This is a genomic window from Desulfolutivibrio sp. (genome assembly GCF_036584575.1).
GTDB lineage: Bacteria > Desulfobacterota > Desulfovibrionia > Desulfovibrionales > Desulfovibrionaceae > Desulfolutivibrio.
Genome location: NZ_JAZHDB010000218.1, coordinates 1 through 17,894, shown reverse-complemented (window position 1 = coordinate 17,894; position 17,894 = coordinate 1). Strand labels below are relative to the sequence as shown.

Here is a 17,894-nt window from a genome sequence, read left to right as displayed (position 1 = left end):
GCGTTATCTCAGACAACAAACATTGCAAGGAGATACATCATGGTCGGTATTTTTCGGACGCTTTGCATCGTGGCCGCCATCCTGGCCCTGCCGCTTGCGGCGGCTGCTCAGGGGAAAATCGCGGTCGTCAACCTGGACGAGGCCATGGCGACCTCTCAGGCTGGCAAAGCTGCCCTTTCGCAGCTGAAAACCAAATTCGAGGCTCGGGAGAAGGCTCTGGGACAGCAGGGTGAAGACCTGAAAAAGATGCAGGAAGACCTGCAAAAAAAGAGCGTGGCCCTGTCCCAGGACGCCATGCGCTCCCAGGTCGCTGATTTTGAGGCCAAGGCCAAGAAATACATGGACGAGCGTAATAAGCTGCAGCAGGAAGAGCAGGAGACCCAGCAGCAGATCCTGCAGCCGCTTTTGACCCGCCTGCAGAAGGTCATGACCGACTACGCCAAGAAAAACGGTTATACCGTGGTTGTGGAAGCCCGCAGCGTGCCGTATTTTGACTCCGCGCTGGACATCACTGCCGCCCTGCGTCAGGAATTCGACAAATCCAAGTAATCCCGGGCCGACATCCGGCCCGGCCACACGAGATAAACGCCCGAAAGGCCGCTAGCGGCCTTTCGGGCCTTTGCGCGAGGAACCCCATGAGCGAGACCGTCCGCCCCCTTCCGAACATCAGGGATATTTTTTCCCTTCTGCCGCACCGGTATCCCTTTTTGATGGTGGACCGGGTGATCGAGTTTCAGCCGGGGGTTTTGCTGCGGGCCATTAAAAACGTCACCATCAATGAACCCTTTTTCCAGGGGCATTTTCCGGGGCTGCCGGTCATGCCGGGGGTGCTGATCCTTGAGGCCATGGCCCAGACGGGCGGGCTTTTCATCGGCCAAAGCCAGGACGAACCCCTTGGAGACAGGGTGTTCCTTTTCTCCGGCATGGACAACGTGCGCTTCCGCAAGCCCGTGGTTCCAGGCGACCAGCTGGTGCTGACCTGCACCGAGGCCCGCCGCAAGTTCAACCTCTGGAAGATGCGGGCCACGGCCGAGGTGGATGGACGCAAGGTCGCCGAAGCGGATCTGAGCGCCGCCGTGGTGGAGCGCTCGGCGCTCTAATCGCCGGGCACGCTGCGGCGACGGCGCATGCCCCTTGTCAGGGTCTCTTGGCAGGGGACGTGTCCGATACGCAACGCGGCGATATGTCCGTACAGATGGTCAGAAGGGGCGAAAGCGGCAACGTCGTGCGGGTGAACGGTCTTTTTTGGGCTGCCTTTCCTCAGGCGGATTCTTCCTCGGCATGGCCCGGCGTCTCGGGCAGATAGTCCTCATTGTCCGTGTGCATGGCCATGCGCATGGCGTCTTCCTCAATCTCGTCGTTTTTCTCGGCGAACAGGCGTACCAGATCGGAATCGATCTTGCCGTCCGCCGCCTCGTGACGCAGCACGGCCAGGGCCTTGTTGCGCGGCAGGGCGGGCTTGTAGTGCCGTTCCATGGTGATGGCGTCGTAGATGTCCACAATGGCGATGATGCGGCTTTGCAAAAGGATCTCATCCCCGCGCAGGCCCGAAGGATAGCCTGAGCCGTCCAGTCGCTCGTGGTGTTGGGAGATGATGGTCAAAAGCCGCCGCATGTTTTCGGGAAAGGGGATGTGTTGCAGGATGCGGTAGCTTTCGGAGGGATGGCGCTCGATCTCTCGACGTTCCTCAGGGGTCAGGTTGCCTCGAGGGATGAGCAGGGTCTGCACCTCCTCGTCCGTGAGCATAGGCAGCACCCGCCCCCCGGCTACGATCTCAAGCTTGCCGATGCGCCCGATGAGCGCCGCGTCGTCCCGGGTGATGCCATCCGATCCGTTGATGCGCGAGAGCGCGGCGAAATCCTCGCGCCATGCCCCCCCGGTGACATCGCTCCACAGGGCCAGACGCTGGCCGATAATGTCCAGGCGATCCTTGGGCAACCGGGACGATTTGGTGAGCACCTGCTCGCGGATGCCGATTTTGCCCACATCGTGCAAGAGCCCGGCGTAGATGATTTCCTGGAGGTCGTTGTCCGTGAAACGCACCTCGGGGAAGATATCCTGATTTTCATGCACCGCCTTGGCCAGGGCCACGGAAAGCCTGGCCACACGCTGAGAATGCCCGGCGGTAAAGGGATCCCGGGCATCGATGGCGGTAGCCAGGGCCTGCATGAGGGACTTGATCAAGAGCTGTACGCTTTCGAAATGGAGCGCATTGCCCATGGCGATGCCCGCCACCGAGGCGATGGTGCCGACATACTGGAGATGGTTGGCGTCGAAGCGCGGCGCGCCGCAGGCCCCCAGCACCAGGACTCCGACGCATTGGCTGGCGGAAAGAAGCGGCGCGATGAGCATGGCCGTAAGTCCCGGGGCCTCCCCGCGCCACCTTTTGTCCGAGGCCAGATCGTTTATGATCTCAGGCTTGCCGCTTTTGACGACATCCATAAAAAGCGTACTTCCGGCAATCTCCTCCATGCCGCATTTCTTGGACGCCCCGAAGGAACGCTGGGGCAGAAAATGGGTGGTTCCGGCCTTGCGCAGATAGATGATGCCGCCGTCGGCCGGGATGTCCCCGGAGAGGAACTCGGCCAGAAGGGCTCTGGCCACGTCCCGGGGGCGAAGCGACTGGTTGAGGGTCAAGGTGGCCCGATGCAGCAGGGACAACTCACGGTATTTCTGCAAGGTTTCGGCGGCCAGCACCCGGCGGATGTTCTCCCGGGTCAGGATCTCTTCCACGGCTGCGGAAAAAAAAGCCAACACCTTGTCCGCGAGGCCCGTCTGGTCCGGCCTCGCATCCGGCGGCGGGGCCAGGAGGGCCTTCCCCACGGGGACTTTGTCCAGGTGCAGAGGCAACGTCAAAAGGCCCGTGTCCGGCAGGCGGGCCTGACCATCCCCGGACGGATGGACGATGCGGCCTTCCATGTCCGAAACCAGGAGACGCCAGCCGGGACCGAGAAACTCGGTTGCCCGGACCTTTAGCGTATCCAGGTTTTGTTTGCGCAAAAGCCTCGCGAGAATGGCCATGGCTGATCCGAAGACGTGCGGCTGCCTACGCCGTCAATCCCAGGAGATCCCTGGCTACCTTCAAGACTTCGTCCGGATCGAAGGGCTTGGTCATGTACATGGTGGCGCCCATTTCGAGTCCTTGCTTCCGATCCACCTCCTGCCCCTTGGCGGTCAAAAGGACGATGCGGCAGGCCTGGGTATCGCCGTCCTCCTTGACGCGCTGGCAGACCTCATAACCATTGAGCTTGGGCATCATGATGTCCAGAAAGACCACATCGGGGTTCTCCCCCCGAATGAGCGACAATCCTTCTTCGCCGTTTGATGCGGACAAAATCGTCACGCCATGCTCTTCTTCCAACTCTTCCAGGGTCTGCTCCAGGAGCATGCGGATATGAACCTCGTCATCGACGATCAAAATCTTGCCGGGCATTGGGCACTCCTTTCAAAAAAACCGGCCATCGCGCGTCAGGCCGATTCCGGCTGGGGAACGAAACCGCATGAAGCTGCCTTGAGCACCTTAGTCCGAAAAATCGGTCCTTGTCAAAAAAACAGGCGATATCCCTGTGGATATCGCCTGAAAAGGGAGGTCGCCGTTTCCGTTTCTTTCAGCAGGAGCACGACGAACCAGACGAGCACGAGCCGCCGCACCCGCCGCCGCCAAGCTCAAGGCCCGACTGCACGGTAAAGCCCATGTACGTCATGTCCACTTTCATGGAACCGGCCTGCTGGGACAACTCTTTGTCCACAAGAAACAGGTACCCGTCAGTGTCGAATTTTTCGTCGGATTCCTTCGGCTCGTCCAGAGCCAAAGACAACTTGGGACCGGCTCAACCGCCGGTTGCGAGATAGATGCGGATGGGATTTTTTTCCTTGTCGGCGAAATACCCGTCCAATTGTTGGCGGGCAGCCTCGGTGAGCTCGACCATATCTGTATCTCCTGGGAGGTGAAGTAGGGCCGCCCTGGCGGACGGCCCCCAAAAACGTATCGTCTATGAGCAGCAGGAACCAGGCGTGCTGCAGGAACCGGAGGAGCACGAGCCGCCGGAGCACCCGCAACCGCCGTCGCCGAGCTCCAGGCTCGACTGCACGGTAAAGCCCATATAGGACATGTCCACGCGCATGGGAGCGGCCTGGGCGGCCAGTTCCTTGTCTACGATGAAATTGTAGCCCTCCACATCAAACTGATCATCCGTGTCCTTGGCCTCGTCGAGGGCCAGGGCCAGGCGAGGGCCGGAGCACCCTCCGGCGGAAAGATAAATTCGAATGGGGGCTTTTTCCTTGTCCGCGAAATACCCGTCCAATTCACGGCGGGCGGCCTCGGTAATTTCGACCATGTCTGACGACCTCCTGAGGGGAAATTGGCTGAGGCCCGTAAGTAAGCACGGCCCGGGGCTTTGTCAAACAGGAGAAACGCCCCTCCCCCACACAGCCCAAAACGGCCCGCCAGCCCGCCCTGAATGACGATTCGGCCCCGGACATTGCCCGCCTTGGCCTTTTCCGCTAGGGTCGGCGCACCATGACACAGCACAGCACGCCCACGGGGATCGCCATGAAACGACAGCGCCGCATTCTCTCGGCCGAAGACATGGTCCGGACCATCGAAAGGCTGGCCTTCGAGATCATCGAACGCCACGATCAAGGCTGCGGCCTGGCGCTTATCGGCATCCAGCGCCGGGGCGTGGAGCTGGCCCAACGTCTGAAAACGGTTCTGGAAGGCCGACTGGGCTGCGACATCCTGTCCGGAAAGCTGGACATCAACCTCTACCGCGACGACTGGACCCACTCCGACAACCAGCCGCACATCGGCGAGACGTTCATCCCCTTCGACATCAACGACAAAAAAATCGTCCTGGTGGACGACGTGCTTTTCTCCGGCCGCACCATCCGGGCCGCCCTGGAGGCCATCCTGGACTACGGACGCCCGCGCAAGGTGGAGCTTCTGGTCTTGATCGACCGGGGGCACCGGGAACTGCCCATCCAGGCCGACTATGTGGGGAAAAAGGTCCAGACCGCCCTGGGCGAACATGTGGACGTGCATCTGGCCGAGCTCGACGGCGAGGACAACGCCTACCTGGTGCGGTAGCTCTACCAGACTGCGGAAGACGTTCAACACCTTGACTGGAAGTCCTCTGGCTCGTCTTCGAAAAAAGGATCGGGGGATGCAGATGGCGCTTGCTCTCCGGGAAGGATTTACTACCCGGAAGACCGCCTCGTGTTGCGTTGTCGCCGTTCCGACTGCCTTCAGATGGCGTCAACGTGGTTTTCGGCAAAAAAGACTTGTCAAATGTAAATTTACGGTTTACAATAAAATCGATGATTAAGACTTATCGACACAAAGGATTGCGTCTGTTCTTCGAAACTGAAGACAGTAGCAAGCTACCGCAGGACATGTTGAAACGGATCGACCTGATTCTTTCAACCTTGGATGCTGCGCAAGATATTGAGAGCATGGACGTTCATACCTTCAGACTTCACCAACTGAAGGGGGACTTGAGAGGATTTTACGCCGTTACTGTTAGAGCAAATTGGCGGATTATTTTTCGGCTCAATGATGGTCATGCTTTCGATCTTGATTTTGTCGATTATCACTAGGGAGGATAAGGCCATGAGCAGAAAGAACCCCACACACCCCGGCCTCCTCGTCAAGGAGTGTCTCGACGATCTAGGTCTTAGTGTTGCAGAAGCCGCAAATGGCATCGGCGTCACTCGCCAGCAGTTGCATAATGTCATTTCTGGACGTAGTGCCGTTTCCCCGGAAATGGCCGTGCGTTTTGAGCAGGCCTTCGGCAGCACCGCCGATACTTGGCTAAGGATGCAGATGAATTATGACCTTGCGCAGATTCGTGCGCACAATCAGAACATCTCCGTTGAACGCCTGACGCCGAAGGTCGCGTAGGAACGCGAAAAAATCCTAAGGGTGTACTTCTACGTTGCCGGGTAACACCTCGCCGCCTGCCATCCGGCAGGCGATTTTTTCTTCCCTCTTGCCCCTCTTCTCCGGCCGCGTTTTGCACTTGATTGTATGCAGCGAGTTTGTCGGGCAATCTAACGGAACAACGGTCGTTGTGCTGTCGGCACAAGTTGCTATTTTTGATCCATCGTGAACACTTCGTGCTGCTTGGAGAACCCAATGGCCCTATTCGGTAATTGTATCCGATCGAACCTACTTCCCGTGTGTGCAATATTCATGGCTGCGGCAAGTTACGCGTTGCCAGTCGCCGCCGAGACGACCTCAACCGCTGGAAGGCCGCCCGGTCGAGCGACGGAGACAGCGGTAATGGGGCAACGTCTTGACCATTCTTTGATGAGCCAGGCAATAGCTAAGATTGCTGTCGAACTTCGAGACGGCTATGTTTTCCCTGACAAGGGAATAAAAGCGGCCGCCTTCATAGAGAATGCGCTGGCGGCCAAGATCTACGACGGCCTGACGGATCCTGCGCAGTTTGCGCAGAGGGTGACGGCGGACCTCCAGGCGGTCACGGACGATAGCCACATGCGGGTCGTCTCCGGTTCGCCGTTCAAGAATCTCCCTCCGCCAGCAGCCGACGCCGGTTTCGAAGTCAAAATCCTCGCCGGAAATATTGGATACATTTATCTGCCGAAATTCGTTCCGCCTGACGAGTTCAAGCCTGCGGCAGACGACGCCATGCGGCGGGTCAGCGCCGCTCGTGCACTGATCATCGATTTGCAAAATAATGGCGGCGGCCATCCTGCATCGGGGGCCTATCTTACCGGGTTTTTCCTTGATCCGAACACGCCGGTTAACACCGACGACATCATATGGCGCAACCGAGGGACGAAAACATTTAGAACCGAGAAATTCTGGACCTCTGCAACGCCAGTCAGTTACCTTGGCCGACCCGTCTATGTGCTCGTCGGACCCAAAACCTATTCGGCCGGTGAAGCTTTCGCCTACGATATGCAAGTCCTCAAACGCGCAACGGTCGTGGGCGCACGGACAAGAGGCGGAGCGCATCCCGGCGGGCTGGCGGAAATCGGTCCTGATCTTTTTGTGGTAGTGCCCACGGGGCGGGCAGAAAACCCGGCAACCCGAACCAATTGGCAAGGGGTTGGAGTGCTCCCAGATGTTAAAGTGGCCCCGGCATCGGCACAGCAAACTGCCGTTGAATTGGCAATGCAGCAAATTGGCACGGCTATGCCAAAATAAACACAGGAATGCCGAAGTAGTCCATACCAGCCATATAACATGAACGCCAGCTCGACAGAAATACGAATGTCGGTCCCGGTCTCTGCTCGCTAGACTGCGAGTATGACCCGCAACACACCTGAGTGGTTCGCGATCAGCGACGATGCCACTTCACAAGTTGGAGACGGTCATACCGTCCCGGGCTAATCCGAGCGCCCCGTTGACCGTCAAGAACAGCGACGGTTGAAAGGGCGTCGGCGCGTCTCTCTCCTGTTCGGCCTATGATCTCTCGTCGATTCACCGCCGCGATGCGCGAGAGGCCCCGAGCCCGGCCCGACAGCGGAGAGCCGCGCTAAACCCGGTTCTCCCGCTTTTTGCGATGCACGATCTCCGTGCCGATGCCAGACGTCGTAAAAAGCTCCAAAATGATCGAGTTCTCCACCCGGCCGTCGAGGACATGAGCCTTCTCCACCCCGCCGTCCACGGCCTCCATGCAGCACTTCATCTTGGGGATCATGCCGCCCTTGACCGTGCCCTCCTCAATGGCCACCGAGGCCTCGCGCAGATCCAGCGACGAGATGAGGCTCCCCTGGGCGTCGAGCACCCCGGCCACGTCGGTCAGAAGCACCAGCCGCTTGGCCGACAGGGCCACGGCCACGGCCCCGGCCACGGCGTCGGCGTTGATGTTGTAGGTCTCGCCCTCCTCGTCCACGCCGACCGGCGCAATCACCGGGATAAAGCCCTGGCCCTTCAACGTATTGATGAGCGTGGCGTTGATGCCCGTGACCTCGCCCACCTTGCCCAGGTCGATGATCTCCGGCGGGGCGTCCTTGCGCTCCAGCACCATCTCCAACTTGCGGGCCTGGATCAGGTTGCCGTCCTTTCCCGAAAGCCCCACGCTCATGCCGCCGTGGCGGTTTATGAGGCTGACGATCTGCTTGTTGATCTTGCCCGCCAAGACCATCTCCACCACGTCCATGGTGGCCGTGTCCGTGATGCGAAGCCCCTGCCGGAACTGGCAGGCGATGCCCAGTTGGTCGAGCATCTTGCCGATCTGCGGGCCGCCGCCATGCACGATGACCGGGTTTATGCCCACGTATTTGAGCAGGATGATGTTCAGGGCGAAGGCCCTTTTCAGATCCTCGTCCACCATGGCGTGGCCGCCGTATTTGATGACGATGGTCTTGCCGTAGAAGTCGCGAATGTACGGCAGGGCCTCCAGCAAAAGCCTGGCCTTTTCGTGTTCGCTGTCGCAGATCATGATATCCCCCTACAGGATGTACCTGGAAAGATCCCGGTCCTCGGACACGTCCGACAACTTGTCCCGCACGTAGTCCCGGTCCACCGCCACGGCCGTCCCGGACAACTCCGAGGCCTCAAACGACAGGTCGTTTAAGATGCGCTCCATGATGGTGTACAGCCGCCGGGCCCCGATGTTCTCCGTCTCCTCGTTGACCTTGCGGGCAAAGTCCGCCACCTCCAAAAGCGCCTCAGGGGAAAAGCTCAAGGCCACGCCCTCGGTCTTGAGCAGCTCCGTATACTGCACCGTGAGCGCGTTTTTGGGCTCGGTCAGGATGCGGTGGAAATCCTCGGCCGTCAGCGCCGTCAGCTCCACCCGAAGCGGAAACCGCCCCTGCAGCTCCGGCACCAGATCCGACGGCTTGGAGAAATGAAAGGCCCCGGCCGCGATGAAAAGGATGTGGTCTGAACGCACCATGCCGTATTTCGTATTGACCGTGCAGCCCTCGACCACGGGCAACAGGTCGCGCTGCACGCCCTCCCGGGACACGTCCGGCCCCGAACCCTGGCGGCCGCCGCAGATCTTGTCGATCTCGTCGATGAAGATGATGCCCGTCTGCTCCACCCGCTCCTTGGCCGTCTCGGTGACCTTGTCCATGTCCACCAGGCGCTCGCTCTCCTCCTGCAAAAGGATCTCGTAGGCCTCGCGCACCCGCATGGTGCGCGTCTTTTTGCGGGAGGGAAACATCTTGCCCAGCATGTCCTTGAACTGCACCCCCATGTCCTCCATGCCCGGCATGGCCATGATCTCCACCTGGGGCGAGGGCGCGGAGACCTCCACCGGCACCGTGCGATCATCCAGCACGCCGTCCCGAAACAGCCTGCGCAGCTTCTCCCGGGTGGACGAGCCCGGGCCGCCCTCGGCCGACGCGGGCCGCTCCTCGCCGCCAGCATCCAGGGCCTCGGGCATCTCCATGGCCCCGGTGGGGGAATAGCGCGGCCCGGGCTTGGGCAATAGCAGATCCAAAAGCCGCTCCTCGGCGTTTTTCTCGGCCCGCTCCTTCACCCGCTCCATCTCCTCCCGGCGCACCAGGTTCACCCCGATCTCCATGAGGTCGCGGACCATGGACTCAACGTCGCGGCCCACATAGCCGACCTCCGTGAACTTGGTGGCCTCGACCTTGAAAAAAGGCGATCCGGCAAGCTTGGCCAGCCTGCGGGCGATCTCGGTCTTGCCCACGCCGGTGGGGCCGATCATCAGGATGTTTTTCGGCGCGATCTCGTCGCGAAGCGCCGGGTCGATGCGCCGCCTGCGCCACCGGTTGCGCATGGCGATGGACACCATGCGTTTGGCCTGGTCCTGGCCGATGATGTATTTGTCCAACTCCGCCACGATCTCGCGAGGGGTCATGTTCTCCATCTTCTCTCCAGGGCCGGGTTTCGCGGCCTGACCTGTCTTGCCCAAAAGCCGCGCCATAAGCGCATCGCCAAGGGCCTTTCTCCGGGAAACGCGCGATGGGCCGCGCGACTTACTTTTTCTCCAACGTCTCAATGGTCACCCGGTCGTTGGTGTACACGCACAACTCCGCCGCGATGGCCATGGCCTTTTCGACAATCTCCTTCGCGGATAGACTCGTCTCCCGGGCCAGGGCCCGGGCCGCCGCCAGGGCGTACGGCCCGCCGGACCCAATCGCCGTCAGGCCGTCGTCGGGCTCGATCACGTCGCCCGTGCCGCTTAAGACCAGCACGTTTTCGGCGTCGGCCACTATGATCATGGCCTCAAGCCGCCTCAGATATTTATCCTTGCGCCATTCCTTGGCCAGCTCCACGCTTGAACGCACCAGATTGCCGCCGTATTCCTCAAGCTTGGCCTCGAAACGCTCAAAAAGCGTGAACGCGTCCGCCGTGGCCCCGGCAAAGCCCACGATCACCCGGTCCTTATAGAGCCGCCGCACCTTCTTCGCGCCATGCTTCATGGCCACGGCCTGCCCCATGGTCACCTGGCCGTCGCCGGCCACCGCCACGCCATGCGCGTCGCGCACCGCCAAAATCGTCGTTCCTCGTATGTCCATGACACCTCCATAGTTCCCGGGGCTGCCGCTCCCGGCCAGGGCCGAAGGACATGCATCCGGTGTTTCGCGGCTGTTCTGCGCCGTCCGGCGCAGAACAGCCGCGTGACACGGGGTGCAGGGGACTTAGTCCCCTGCCGGGGGGGCAGGGGGCAGAGCCCCCCACGCCACACGCCACACGTTCAGGGCGTGATCGGAAAAAAGGCACATGGTGACCTCCTGCGCCAGGCAATCCATAAGTCCTTGCCGCAGGGTCCGCAAGGCCGTGCGTGCGGCCAGGTCCACGGGAAATCCGTAGGCCCCGCAACTGATGGCCGGAAAGGCCACGCTGCCGAGGCGCAGGGCCTTGGCGGCCAAAAGGCTCTCGCGGTAGGCCGAGGCCAGAAGGGACGGTTCGTTGTTGGCGCCGCCGCGCCAGATGGGGCCGACAGTATGGATCACATGGGCTGCGGGAAGATCGAATCCGGGCGTGGCCACGGCCCGGCCCGTGGGCAGGGGGCCGCTTTGGCGCACGATCTCCAGGCAGGCGGCCAAAAGGCGCGGCCCGGCGGCCCGGTGGATGGCCCCGTCCACCCCGCCGCCCCCGGCCAGGGAGGGATTGGCGGCGTTGACGATGGCGTCCACGGTGAGCGCGGTGATGTCGGCGACGACGAGATGCAGGCGGCCCGGGCCGACGGCAAAGGCATGCCCGTTCATGCGGTTGGCCCTTCCAGCCAGGCGGGATCGATCTGGGGGCCGAGGATGCCGACGACGGCCCTTACGGGGTCCAGGATGGCCGCTGCGGCCTGGCCGATCTCGTCCCGGGACAGGCGTGCAATTTTGGCCGCCGTCTCGGACAGGGGCACATGGCGACCGAAAAGGAGGTGGTTTTTGGCCAGCCGCACCATGCGGTTTTCCGTGGACTCGGCCCCCAGAAGCAAAAGCCCTCGCAGGTGCTCGCGCACATGCTCCAATTCCTGGCGGGTCACGCCGCCTGCGGCCATGGCCGCAAGCTCCCGGCGCACCACGTCCAAAAGCTCCTCCACCCGGCCCGGGTCCACGGCGGCGTGGATCTCCAAAAGCCCGGCGTCGGCCATGGTGTTCAGGTCGCTTCCGACGGCATAGGCCAGCCCCCGTTTCTCGCGAACCTCCTGGAAAAGCCGCGAGGACATGTTGCCGCCAAGTATCGTGCACAGGGCGGCCCGGGCGAAGCGGCCGGGGTCGGCGTTTCCCGGCACGGGAAACGCCATGGCCACATGGGTCTGCTCCACCTCCCGGGCCAGGGACAACGAGCCGGGCCGAAAGGCCGGGACCGGCGCGGTTTCGGGCGACCCGACCGGGGCCGGAGGCAGTCCGGCAAAAAAACGGGCGATCATGTCCGCCAAGGCGGCATGATCCACGGCCCCGGCCGCCGCCACCACCATGGACCCGGGGCGGTAGTTGGCCGCCCGCCAGTCCCACAGGTCCGCCTCGAAAAAGGCGGCCACGCCCTCGGCCGGGCCGGTGATGGGATGGCCCGCAGCCCGGTCGTCCCAGGCCGCCTCCCAGAGGGATTCCAGGAGCTTGTCGTCGGGGGTGTCCTCCACCATGCCGATCTCCTGGAGGATGACGTCCTTCTCCCGCTCCATCTCCTCCGGGGGAAGGCAGGGCGCAAGCGCGATATCGGCCAGGATGTCCCAGGCCACGGGCAAATGGTCGGCGGCCACCCGGATGGAGAAGCAGGTGTGTTCCCGGGAGGTGTAGGCGTCGGCCAACCCGCCCAACAGATCCAGCTCCAGGGCGATCTGGCGGGCCGTCCGGGCGGCGGTGCCCTTAAAGGCCATGTGCTCCCAGAAATGGGCCATGCCCTCCTGGGCGCGGGTTTCATGGCGCGATCCGGCGGGAATCCAGACGCCCAGGCTGACGGTGCGCACGGCGGGCATGCGTTCGGTGACCACGGCCGGGCCGCCGGGGAGGATGGAACACTGAAAGGCTTTTTTTGGGGGCATGGGTCTTTCTATGGCAAAAGGGTTAGGCGGGCTTTTGGGTCTTGGCCGTACGCTGGACGGCCAGTCCGGCCATGATCAACACAAGTCCCGCGAAGGTGGAGGGCAAAATCTCCTCGCCCACCACGAAATGGATGAACACCAGGGACAAAAAGGGCGACAGGAAAATGAGGTTGGCGATGCGGGCCGTGTTGGCGGCGTTTTTCATGGCCGACAGCCACAGGGCAAAGGCCAGCCCCATCTCGAAAACCCCCACGTAGGCCGCGCCCAGATAGCCCAGGGGGCTTGCCGGGACAAGGCCCGTGGTCGCAAGACACACGGCCAGCGTCATGGGCAGGGAGGCCGCGAAATTGAGCAACAGCCCGGCCACGGGGTCGCGGTCGTCCCTGGCCCCGAGAATCCAGAAAAGCGCCCACAGGATGGTGGACAAAAGGGCCAGCCCCACGCCGAGCGGGCTTTCCACGTTCATCCCGGTCACATCGCCCCTCGTCGAGATGACCAGCACCCCGGCATAGCCCACGAAAACCGCCAGGAGGTCGCGGCGGCTGATTTTCTGCTTGAGAAGCGGGATGGACAGAAGCGTCAGCGTGATGGCCCAGGTGTAGTTGATGGGCTGGGCCAGTTGGGCGGGCAGGCGGTCGTAGGCCGCAAACAGGATCAGGTAATACAGGAAGGGGTTGATCGCCCCCAAAAGCGCCGACCGGACGTACTGACGCCGGGTCATGGCCAAAACCAGCCCCAGGCGGCCCTGCACGGCCAATATCGCCCCCAGGCACAGTGTGGAGGCCAGGCTGGAATAGAAAAGCAGTTGCGCCGGGTCCATGTGGCGCAGCGACAGCTTGAAGGCCGAGGCCACCGTGGACCACATGAGCACGGCCAAAAGGGCGTGGAAGGTGGCTTTGCGCTGATCGGGCATGGTGTTTGGCGGATGATCCTTTGCCCGGCACCCTAGCCGAGACGGCCCGGCCGCACAAGGTGCCGCCCGGGCATCCGGATCATCGCCCTGGCCTCCCGGTGGTCCGTTGTGTTCATCACGGATATTTTTCCGATTGACCCTGAAGCGATTCCTGGCCATAATCGCTTCACAAACTGAAGCGATTAGATCGCTCATTCGCTTCATGATCTGAAGCGAGAGTTCCCTGCAATCGCTTCACGGCATGCCGCGAAAAGGCGAATCCATGTCCCGGTATATCTGGCAACTTCCGCGCTGGCCCGACCTGGGCTTTGACGCCGCGCGGGTTCTGGCCCCCCTGGCCGACTGCCGCCGCAGGCAGGGCGCGCTTTTGGCCCGGCTGGAAAGCCTCGGCCTGGAAGACAGCCGCACGGCCCAGGCCGTAACCCTTGAAGAGGACGCCCTCCAGACTGCGGCCATCGAGGGCGAGACATTGGACCTGGAACGGGTCCGCTCGTCCGTGGCCGTGCATCTGGGGCTGCCGCACGGCGGCCTGCGGCCCGCTGACCGGGCCACGGACGGCCTGATCCAGGTGCTCCTGGACGCCACCCGAAACCATGCCCTGCCCCTGACCGCCGAGCGGCTCTTTTCCTGGCATGCGGCGCTTTTCCCCACCGGGCGCGCCGGGCTTGCCGCCATCCGGGTCGGGGCCTGGCGGGAAAGGCCCATGGAGGTCGTGTCCGGCCCCCTGGGGCGGCAGCGGGTCCACTTCGCCGGGCCGCCTGCCGAGACGCTTCAGGCGGAGATGGCGGCGTTTTTTTCCTGGTGGGAGGCCAGCCGGGGCGTCTTGGACGGCATCCTGCGCGCCGGACTGGCCCACCTGCGCTTCGTCACCATCCACCCCTTCGACGACGGCAACGGCCGTCTGGCCCGCACCCTGACGGACATGGCCCTGGCCCAGGACGAGAACCTGCCCGCCCGGCATTACAGCCTGTCGGCCCGAATCATGAACGACCGCAAGAACTATTACGAGGTGTTGGAACGCACCCAGAAAGACGACGGCGACGTGACCGAATGGCTGGTGTGGTTTCTGGCCATGGTGCGACAGGCCATGGACGCCGCCGAGAACGCCCTGTCCCGTGTCCTGGCCAAGGCCGCTTTCTGGCGGCGGCATGCGGCCACGTCCCTCTCCGCGCGGCAGCGCAAGGCGGTCAACCGGCTGCTGGACGCCGGGTCGGACGCGGACGGCGGCGGCTTCGAGGGAGGCCTCACCACCCGCAAATACATGGGGCTTACCAAGGCCTCGCGGGCCACGGCCTATCGGGAGATCGCCGACCTTGTGGCCAAGGGGATGCTTGCGCCCCGGGAGGGAAAGGGCCGCAATGCGGCCTACGACCTGATCTGGACCCAATGACGCAACCCATGCGGCGTAAGGCGGCCCAGGGACATGTCCGCCTGCCTCCCGGCTGATTGAGCCCGCGCGCCAAAGAAAACAGGGGAGGACCAACGCCCTCCCCCGCTTCAGGATTTTCTGCTCGGCGGCGGCCTAGCTTCCGCACATGCAATCGACTCCCTCGAACATCACCCGGTCCACATATTCCGCCTGCTTGCCCTTGTTCCACTGGGACACGGGCCGGTAGTAGCCCACGATGCGGGTATAAACCTCGGCGGGCTCGCCGCAATCCGGGCATTCGAAGTGTTCGCCATGGATGTAGCCGTGCTTCTTGCAAATGGAGAACGTCGGCGTAATCGACAGGTAGGGAATCTTGGTCATGGTGAAGGCCTTGATGATAAACGACCGCAGGGCCTCAAGGTCCGTCGCGGCCTCGCCCAGGTAGGTGTGGAACACCGTGCCGCCGGTATACAGCGGCTGGAGCTTGTTCTGGTGCTCCAGGGAATAGATGACGTCGGTCGACAGCCCCACGGGCAGGGTGGTGGAGTTCGTATAATACGGCGTGCCGTTGCCCGAGGCCCGGATGTCCGAATAAAGCGACTTGTCGATCTTGGCCAGCCGGTAGCTGGTGCCCTCGGCCGGGGTGGCCTCCAGGTTGTAGAGGCTGCCGGTCTCCTCCTGGTAGCCCGAAGTCAGCTCGCGCAGGTGGTTGAGCGTCCGGGTCATGAGCCGCACCCCGGCGTCGGTCTCGATGCCCTTGCCCAAAAGGTTCAGGCAGGCCTCATGCCCGCCCACCAGGCCGATGGTGGAGAAATGGCCCTTGAAGCCGTTTTTGAGGTAGCGCCTGGTCCACGGGAACATGCCCCGCTCCAGGTTGTCGTTGATGAGCTTGCGCTTGAATTCCAGGGCCGTCTTGGCCAGATCGGCATATTCCGCAACCAGATCGAGGAAATCCTCCTCGCCCTGGGCCAGAAAGGCCAGCTTGGGCAGATTGAGCGTCACCACGCCCACCGACCCGGTCAGGTCGCCCGCCCCGAAAAGCCCGCCGACCTTCTTGCGCAGCTCGCGCAGGTCCATCTGCAACCGGCAGCACATGGACCGCACATCCTCGGGGCTTAAGTCGGAATTGATGAAGTTCTGGAAATACGGCGCGCCGTACTTGGCCGTCAGCTCCAGAAGCTTGGTGCCGATGGGCGTCTCCCAGGGAAAATCCTTGGTGATGTTGTAGGTGGGGATGGGGAAGGAGAAGATGCGGCCATGGTAGTCTCCCTGGGACATGACGTCCAGGAAGGCCCGGTTGAACATCTCCATCTCCACGGCGTAGTCGCCGTGCACGCTGTCCAAGAGCTTGCCGCCGATGATCACCGCCTCATTGGCCAGATGCTTGGGCGGGGCCAGATCGAAGGTCAGGTTGGTGAACGGGCTCTGGCCGCCCCAGCGCGAGGTGGTGTTCAAGTTGAACACGAACTTCTGCACGGCCTGGCGCACCTGCTTGTACGAAAGCTTGTCGTGGCGGATAAACGGGGCCAGATAGGTGTCCACGTTGTTGAAGGCCTGGGCCCCGGCCCATTCGTTTTGCAGCGTGCCCAGGAAATTGACCATCTGCCCCAGGGCGGAATCGAAGTGCCGGGCCGGGCCGGCGCAGGAGCGGCCCTCCAGGTTGAAGCCCTCCAGCAAAAGATCCTTGAGGCTCCATCCGGCGCAATATCCGGCCAGCCCGAACGACAGGTCGTGGATGTGGAAATAGCCGTGCTCGTGGGCCGCCCGGACCTCCTCGGGATACTTCTCCAGGGCGTATCTGGCCTGGACCGTGCCCGACAGATGCAACATGAGCCCCTGGAACGAATGGCACATGTTGGCGTTTTCAGCCACGCGCCAGTCGGCCTTGCTCAGGTAGTTGTCGATGACGTCCTTGATGTCCAGGTAGGCGGCTTTTTGCTCGCGCAACTCCCGGCGCTTCTCGCGGTAGATGATGTAGCGCTTGGCCACGCCGAAAAGACGCGACTCCATGAGCACATGCTCCACCTGATCCTGCACCTGCTCCTGTTCCGGAACCTCAAGATCCTCAAGCTTGTGCTCGACCTTATGCGCCAACCGCCTGGCCAAAAGGGGATCCTGGATGCCGCTGGCCTTGAGCGCCTTCAAGATGGCCAGGGCGATGCGTTCCGTGGACCAGGTTTCCTGGCAACCGTCGCGTTTTCTTATCCGAGTGGGCATAAACCTTCTCCTCCCCACGCGCCTTGGGCGGCACGTATGATTGTACGGTCAACGTAAAACCGGACGGCAGCATCACCTCCCTGATCTCCTGCACGTCCGCCTCGCACAACTCCGGCACAAGGGTCGTCCGGAACATAAATGCCTCCGGATGGCCCATGGCCACCTCGAAAATCCTGCTCATATTCTCCCGGGCCGCTTCCGCCGTCACGGCGCCTCCGGTCACCAGGGGATATTTTTCATACGGCGCCTTCACGTCCACGGAAAACCGCGTCCCCGGGGCATGGGCCAAAACCGCCGCCACCATCGCCGGGCGCATGCCGTTGGTGTCCACCTTCACCGGCGGCCCAAAGGCGGTAAGCGCCGCCACCAGCTCCGGCAGATCCTCGGCCAGCGTCGGTTCGCCGCCGGTGATCACGATGCCGTCCAGCCACGGGCCGCGGGCCGCGAAAAATTTCCCCAGATCGGCGGGCTCAATGGGCGGATAGCGGTCGGGACGCCAGGCCAGACCGGCGTTGTGGCAGTGCGGGCAGCGCAGGTTGCAGCCGCCCAGAAAGATGACGGCGCTCATGCGCCCCGGCCAGTCGCACATGGACAAAGGCTCCAGACCCCGAATCTGGTTCCAAACGGAATTCTCGTTCACAGGCATATCTCGAATATATTGAGAAGACAGGAAAAATGCGGCCCGCGCCGACTCCCCACGGCCACGTCCATTACCCTCAGCTTTATAGTCCCGCCCCGATAGTTTGTATAGACGCTCGCAGCGCCTCCATCAGTGAGTTCTGCACAACATAAGCCGCCACCCCCAAGAAATCACAAACAAACCCCCGTTCTCCACAATTTTTGCCCACAGCCCATTTTCTTGTTGAAAATCCTTTTCATCCCTACACGCACCGCATTCCGACCTTCCCCCTCCTCCCGGGGCTGCCGCCCCGGACCCCGCCCGGGGGGAATCATTCCCCCCGGACCCCCC

The 17,894-nt window shown here is 62.4% G+C and carries 19 protein-coding genes; 7 read left to right on the top strand and 12 right to left on the bottom strand.

The features are described from left to right. Positions 1–39 precede the first annotated feature (39 nt). Entirely contained in the window at positions 40–549 is a 510-nt protein-coding gene (locus tag V3572_RS16065) for an OmpH family outer membrane protein (protein ID WP_332112037.1), read from the top strand. A gap of 86 nt (positions 550–635) precedes the next feature. Next, positions 636–1,100: a 3-hydroxyacyl-ACP dehydratase FabZ gene (gene fabZ / locus V3572_RS16060; protein WP_332112036.1), complete on the top strand. Its 465-nt coding sequence runs from the start codon at positions 636–638 to the stop codon at positions 1,098–1,100. A 160-nt stretch (positions 1,101–1,260) separates the two neighbouring features. On the opposite strand, the gene V3572_RS16055 is transcribed toward fabZ, so the two are convergent. The 4 genes from V3572_RS16055 to V3572_RS16040 all read right to left on the bottom strand — a co-directional run bounded on the left by V3572_RS16055 (position 1,261) and on the right by V3572_RS16040 (position 4,337). Then, positions 1,261–3,021: an HD domain-containing phosphohydrolase gene (locus tag V3572_RS16055; protein ID WP_332112035.1), complete on the bottom strand. Its 1,761-nt coding sequence runs from the start codon at positions 3,019–3,021 to the stop codon at positions 1,261–1,263. A 25-nt stretch (positions 3,022–3,046) separates the two neighbouring features. Then, positions 3,047–3,433, bottom strand: a complete 387-nt coding sequence (locus V3572_RS16050; RefSeq protein WP_332112034.1) for a response regulator transcription factor — start codon at positions 3,431–3,433, stop codon at positions 3,047–3,049. Between the two features lie 175 nt (positions 3,434–3,608). Continuing rightward, positions 3,609–3,929, bottom strand: a complete 321-nt coding sequence (locus V3572_RS16045; protein WP_332112033.1) for an IscA/HesB family protein — start codon at positions 3,927–3,929, stop codon at positions 3,609–3,611. A gap of 63 nt (positions 3,930–3,992) precedes the next feature. Then, complete coding sequence (locus tag V3572_RS16040) at positions 3,993–4,337, bottom strand: IscA/HesB family protein (protein ID WP_163302385.1); 345 nt, start codon at positions 4,335–4,337, stop codon at positions 3,993–3,995. Positions 4,338–4,552: 215 nt separating this feature from the next. Between V3572_RS16040 and pyrR the strand changes: the two genes are divergently transcribed. The 4 genes from pyrR to V3572_RS16020 all read left to right on the top strand — a co-directional run bounded on the left by pyrR (position 4,553) and on the right by V3572_RS16020 (position 7,171). Beyond that, a complete protein-coding gene (gene pyrR / locus V3572_RS16035) occupies positions 4,553–5,086 on the top strand; it encodes a bifunctional pyr operon transcriptional regulator/uracil phosphoribosyltransferase PyrR (protein WP_332112032.1) in 534 nt (177 codons plus the stop codon). Positions 5,087–5,175: 89 nt separating this feature from the next. Further along, a complete protein-coding gene (locus V3572_RS16030) occupies positions 5,176–5,595 on the top strand; it encodes a type II toxin-antitoxin system RelE/ParE family toxin (protein ID WP_332112031.1) in 420 nt (139 codons plus the stop codon). A gap of 13 nt (positions 5,596–5,608) precedes the next feature. Then, entirely contained in the window at positions 5,609–5,899 is a 291-nt protein-coding gene (locus V3572_RS16025) for a HigA family addiction module antitoxin (protein WP_332112030.1), read from the top strand. 381 nt (positions 5,900–6,280) lie between these two features. Then, positions 6,281–7,171, top strand: a complete 891-nt coding sequence (locus tag V3572_RS16020) for a S41 family peptidase (protein WP_332112029.1) — start codon at positions 6,281–6,283, stop codon at positions 7,169–7,171. A 331-nt stretch (positions 7,172–7,502) separates the two neighbouring features. Here V3572_RS16020 and argB read toward each other — a convergent pair whose 3' ends face one another. The 6 genes from argB to V3572_RS15990 all read right to left on the bottom strand — a co-directional run bounded on the left by argB (position 7,503) and on the right by V3572_RS15990 (position 13,338). Continuing rightward, the gene (argB, locus tag V3572_RS16015; protein WP_332112028.1) at positions 7,503–8,411 is read right to left on the bottom strand and encodes an acetylglutamate kinase; all 909 of its coding nucleotides are present in this window, start codon (positions 8,409–8,411) and stop codon (positions 7,503–7,505) included. Between the two features lie 9 nt (positions 8,412–8,420). Then, positions 8,421–9,809: an ATP-dependent protease ATPase subunit HslU gene (gene hslU, locus V3572_RS16010; protein WP_332112027.1), complete on the bottom strand. Its 1,389-nt coding sequence runs from the start codon at positions 9,807–9,809 to the stop codon at positions 8,421–8,423. A gap of 109 nt (positions 9,810–9,918) precedes the next feature. Continuing rightward, positions 9,919–10,461, bottom strand: a complete 543-nt coding sequence (gene hslV, locus V3572_RS16005; protein WP_332112026.1) for an ATP-dependent protease subunit HslV — start codon at positions 10,459–10,461, stop codon at positions 9,919–9,921. A gap of 123 nt (positions 10,462–10,584) precedes the next feature. Then, on the bottom strand, positions 10,585–11,154 hold the full coding sequence (locus tag V3572_RS16000) for an O-acetyl-ADP-ribose deacetylase (RefSeq protein ID WP_332112025.1): 570 nt from the start codon (positions 11,152–11,154) through the stop codon (positions 10,585–10,587). Next, positions 11,151–12,425 (bottom strand): M16 family metallopeptidase, encoded by a 1,275-nt coding sequence (locus tag V3572_RS15995; protein WP_332112024.1) that lies wholly within the window; start codon positions 12,423–12,425, stop codon positions 11,151–11,153. Before V3572_RS15995 ends, V3572_RS16000 begins: the two co-directional genes overlap by 4 nt. A 22-nt stretch (positions 12,426–12,447) precedes the next feature. Further along, positions 12,448–13,338 carry a DMT family transporter gene (locus V3572_RS15990; protein ID WP_332112023.1) on the bottom strand — a complete coding sequence of 297 codons (891 nt, stop codon included), beginning with the start codon at positions 13,336–13,338 and terminating at the stop codon, positions 12,448–12,450. 262 nt (positions 13,339–13,600) lie between these two features. On the opposite strand from V3572_RS15990, the gene V3572_RS15985 reads away from it, so the two are divergent. After that, positions 13,601–14,728 (top strand): Fic family protein, encoded by a 1,128-nt coding sequence (locus tag V3572_RS15985; protein WP_332112022.1) that lies wholly within the window; start codon positions 13,601–13,603, stop codon positions 14,726–14,728. A 132-nt stretch (positions 14,729–14,860) separates the two neighbouring features. On the opposite strand, the gene V3572_RS15980 is transcribed toward V3572_RS15985, so the two are convergent. Together V3572_RS15980 and V3572_RS15975 are read right to left on the bottom strand one after the other, a co-directional pair. Continuing rightward, positions 14,861–16,867, bottom strand: a complete 2,007-nt coding sequence (locus V3572_RS15980; protein ID WP_332112056.1) for a ribonucleoside triphosphate reductase — start codon at positions 16,865–16,867, stop codon at positions 14,861–14,863. Beyond that, on the bottom strand, positions 16,791–17,570 hold the full coding sequence (locus V3572_RS15975) for an anaerobic ribonucleoside-triphosphate reductase activating protein (RefSeq protein ID WP_442877397.1): 780 nt from the start codon (positions 17,568–17,570) through the stop codon (positions 16,791–16,793). Before V3572_RS15975 ends, V3572_RS15980 begins: the two co-directional genes overlap by 77 nt. Positions 17,571–17,894: the final 324 nt, after the last annotated feature.

Bases quoted from the DNA above. Each gene is read 5' to 3' on its own strand.
- V3572_RS16065 (WP_332112037.1), top strand. From the start codon at position 40: ATGGTCGGTATTTTTCGGACGCTTTGCATCGTGGCCGCCATCCTGGCC.
- fabZ (WP_332112036.1), top strand. From the start codon at position 636: ATGAGCGAGACCGTCCGCCCCCTTCCGAACATCAGGGATATTTTTTCC.
- V3572_RS16055 (WP_332112035.1), bottom strand. From the start codon at position 3,021: ATGGCCATTCTCGCGAGGCTTTTGCGCAAACAAAACCTGGATACGCTA.
- V3572_RS16050 (WP_332112034.1), bottom strand. From the start codon at position 3,433: ATGCCCGGCAAGATTTTGATCGTCGATGACGAGGTTCATATCCGCATG.
- V3572_RS16040 (WP_163302385.1), bottom strand. From the start codon at position 4,337: ATGGTCGAAATTACCGAGGCCGCCCGCCGTGAATTGGACGGGTATTTC.
- pyrR (WP_332112032.1), top strand. From the start codon at position 4,553: ATGAAACGACAGCGCCGCATTCTCTCGGCCGAAGACATGGTCCGGACC.
- V3572_RS16025 (WP_332112030.1), top strand. From the start codon at position 5,609: ATGAGCAGAAAGAACCCCACACACCCCGGCCTCCTCGTCAAGGAGTGT.
- V3572_RS16020 (WP_332112029.1), top strand. From the start codon at position 6,281: ATGGGGCAACGTCTTGACCATTCTTTGATGAGCCAGGCAATAGCTAAG.
- argB (WP_332112028.1), bottom strand. From the start codon at position 8,411: ATGATCTGCGACAGCGAACACGAAAAGGCCAGGCTTTTGCTGGAGGCC.
- hslU (WP_332112027.1), bottom strand. From the start codon at position 9,809: ATGGAGAACATGACCCCTCGCGAGATCGTGGCGGAGTTGGACAAATAC.
- hslV (WP_332112026.1), bottom strand. From the start codon at position 10,461: ATGGACATACGAGGAACGACGATTTTGGCGGTGCGCGACGCGCATGGC.
- V3572_RS16000 (WP_332112025.1), bottom strand. From the start codon at position 11,154: ATGAACGGGCATGCCTTTGCCGTCGGCCCGGGCCGCCTGCATCTCGTC.
- V3572_RS15995 (WP_332112024.1), bottom strand. From the start codon at position 12,425: ATGCCCCCAAAAAAAGCCTTTCAGTGTTCCATCCTCCCCGGCGGCCCG.
- V3572_RS15990 (WP_332112023.1), bottom strand. From the start codon at position 13,338: ATGCCCGATCAGCGCAAAGCCACCTTCCACGCCCTTTTGGCCGTGCTC.
- V3572_RS15985 (WP_332112022.1), top strand. From the start codon at position 13,601: ATGTCCCGGTATATCTGGCAACTTCCGCGCTGGCCCGACCTGGGCTTT.
- V3572_RS15975 (WP_442877397.1), bottom strand. From the start codon at position 17,570: ATGCCTGTGAACGAGAATTCCGTTTGGAACCAGATTCGGGGTCTGGAG.